We start from the raw sequence: 2,974 nt of genomic DNA, 5'->3' as shown, positions 1-2,974 counted from the left end.
TGCTCCTGCTGTCCCAGTACGTCGAGGCCACCTACGCCGAGGACGTCCTCGCCGCGGGGGCGACCGGCATCGGCTACCTGCTCAAGGACCGGGTCACCCGGCTCGCCGAGGCGGCTGCCCATCCCTGCTGCGAGGATGACGATCTGCGTGGTCATGCTGGTCCCTTCTGGTGTCCGCCCGCGCGCCCTGGGGCACGGGCGGGCCTCGTCGAGTCTGCCCCCGCAAGGTTCGATCTGCCCGGGAGGACCGCCGTCTCTGCGCGCATTCGCAGGGAGGGATCGTCACGGGGAGGCCGGCCGGGGCAGGTTTCCAAGTGGTGAACACTTCGTCGTGCCTCGGTGAATGATACGGAACGACCCGCCGACGGGGTACAGCTCCGGGCGCTTCGTGCTCAATTCGTGACCCCGCACCGGGGATTCGGGACAGCGCGCCCCGGGCGTCCCCCGCAGCCGGGTGAGCGTTGGTACGGTGGGGCGGTGGCCGCAGCAGCAGGGGAAGACGACGACGTGTACGCCACGTCGGACGCCGCCTGGCTGACCGAGGAAGCGGAAGCGGAAGCCGCCGACGCGGACGACACCGCCGACGCGGACGACACCGCTGACCCGGACGACGCGGCCACCGAGGACGACGACGCCACCGCGACGGACGACGACGCCACCGCGACGGACGACGTCGCGGACGACGACATGGGGGACGGGGATGCGCACGACGCCTCCGCTGAGGACGCGATGACCGACGACACGACGGCCACCGACACGACGGAGACGGACGGGGACCGGGTCGCCGCTCAGGCGGTCGCCCCGACGACCACGAGCCGCCCTGCCAAGGCGCGCGGCGGCAAGGGACGCGCCACCCGCCCGACGCAGGCGGCGGGGAAGACCGGCACCGTGCCTCCCGGCCGCGCGACCGACGGCACCGCCGCGACGGACGGGACCGCCGCGACGGACGGGACCACCGCGACGGACGCACCCGCGACCGGTGCACCCGCGACGGACGCACCCGCGACCGACGCACCCGCGGACGCGCCGGCGACGGCCGCATCCGCGACCGACGGCGCGACCGCGACGGACACGCCGACGACGGGCGCGTCCGCGACCGGCACCAAGCCCGCCAAGAAGCGCCCGAGCGGGTCCAAGCGCCCCGCTCCCACGACCAAGCAGCCCCAGCAGCCCGTCGTCCTCCGCGCCTCCGGGCTCGTGAAGCGGTACGGGCAGACGCTCGCCGTCGACGAGGTCGACCTCGAGATCCGCCAGGGCTCGATCTTCGGCGTCGTCGGCCCGAACGGCGCCGGCAAGACGACCACGCTGTCGATGGTCACCGGACTCCTGCGTCCCGACGCGGGCAGCGTGACGGTGCTCGACCACGACGTCTGGGCCGACCCGACCGCCGCCAAGCGCGACCTCGGCGTCCTGCCGGACCGCCTGCGGCTGTTCGACCGGCTGACCGGCGCGCAGCTCCTCTACTACTCGGCGACCCTCCGCGGGCTCGACGGCGCGACCGCGCGGAAGCGCAGCAGCGACCTGGCCGAGGCGTTCGGTCTCGGCGAGGCGCTCGGCCGACAGGTCGCCGACTACTCGGTCGGCATGGCGAAGAAGATCGCCCTCGCCGCCACGCTCATCCACTCGCCCCGGGTCCTGGTGCTCGACGAGCCGTTCGAGTCCGTCGACCCGGTGAGCGCCGCGACCATCACCGAGATCCTCCGTCGCTACACGCGTGGGGGCGGCACGGTGGTGCTCTCCAGCCACTCGATGGAGCTCGTCCAGCGGACGTGCGACTCGGTCGCCATCATCGTCGGCGGCAAGGTCCTCGCGTCCGGCACGATGGCGCAGGTCCGCGGGCGCAAGAGCCTCGAGGACAAGTTCGTCGAACTCGCGGGCGGCCGCGTCGTGGCAGAGAGCATGGAATGGTTGCACAGCTTCTCCGGCTGAGGGCGGACCTGCTCGCGGGCTCGGTCCGCGGCAGCGCGCGACGCTCCGTCCTGGTCGTGCTCGGCAGTCTCGCCGGCCTCGTCGCCGCGGTGCTCGTCGCGATCGAGGTCGCCGGGCTCCGTGACGCCGCGCCCGAGGTCGCACGTTCCGTTGTCGTCCCGGTCGGCGCCCTCATCGCCTTCGCGTTCACCGTCGTCCCGATCGTCGTCGGACGTGGCGACCAGTTCGACCCGAGGCGGTTCACCGTCTTCGGCATCGACCGTCGCGAGCTGGCCGTCGGGCTCGGGGTCGCCGGGCTCATCGGCGTGCCGGTGGTCTCGGTCGCGATCGTCGCGGTGGCGCAGTCGGTCACGTGGATGCGGGGCGGCGCCGTGGGCGTCCTCGGTGTCGTCGCGGCCCTGCTCGCGATCGTCACCTGCGCCCTGCTCATCCGCGTCGGCAGCGCGGTCGGGGCGTCCCTGATCGGTGCGCACCGCTCCCGCGACGCCGGCTGGTTCGTCGCCCTGGTCATCGTCGTCCTGGCGATCCCGGCCGTGTCACTCCTGCTGCGGGTCGACTGGCTCGACCCGAGCGGCGCCGAGACGCAGCGGGTCGCCGACGTCGCCGGGTGGACGCCGTGGGGCGCCGCGTGGGCGGTCCCGGCCGACGTCGTGAGCGGACGCGTGGGCGAGGGGATCGTCAAGCTCCTCATCGCGGTCGTCGTCGTCGCACTACTCGGGCAGTCCGACAACTACATCCCGTACACGGTGCACATCACGGACCTCGGGCACGAGCACCCGATCACCGAGGGCATCGAGGACTTCGACCTCGTCACCGAGCAGTACTGGGTGCTCTCCGACGAGTACAACGACGTGCTGGCCACGACCACACAGTCGGCGAGGGACTTCGACGCCTGGAACCGTCCGGTTTCGAGCAGGCGCTCCAGGGGTACTTCGGGCCGAACCACATCGGCACCGACCACGTCCGGGCGCTGCACCGCCTCGGGTACCTGCCGCTCGAGATCCGGGCGCTGCCCGAGGGCACGCTCGCGCCGATCGGTGTCGCGA

General features: G+C 73.0%; 1 protein-coding gene and 2 pseudogenes. All 3 read left to right on the top strand.

Annotated features, from left to right (window positions below; all coding sequences use genetic code 11):
* A pseudogene (locus tag I5E_RS26460) lies at positions 1-110 on the top strand (DNA-binding response regulator); the annotation flags it as partial.
* 366 nt (positions 111-476) lie between these two features.
* Positions 477-1,928 carry an ABC transporter ATP-binding protein gene (locus I5E_RS25505; protein ID WP_261974930.1) on the top strand — a complete coding sequence of 484 codons (1,452 nt, stop codon included), beginning with the start codon at positions 477-479 and terminating at the stop codon, positions 1,926-1,928.
* Positions 1,929-2,647: 719 nt separating this feature from the next.
* Positions 2,648-2,842 (top strand): annotated as a pseudogene (locus I5E_RS23635) (ThuA domain-containing protein); the annotation flags it as partial.
* Positions 2,843-2,974: the final 132 nt, after the last annotated feature.

The organism is Curtobacterium sp. B18 (genome assembly GCF_000333375.1).
GTDB lineage: Bacteria > Actinomycetota > Actinomycetes > Actinomycetales > Microbacteriaceae > Curtobacterium.
The sequence above is the reverse complement of the archived record's forward strand: the minus strand, read 5'-3'. Positions and strand labels throughout refer to the sequence as shown.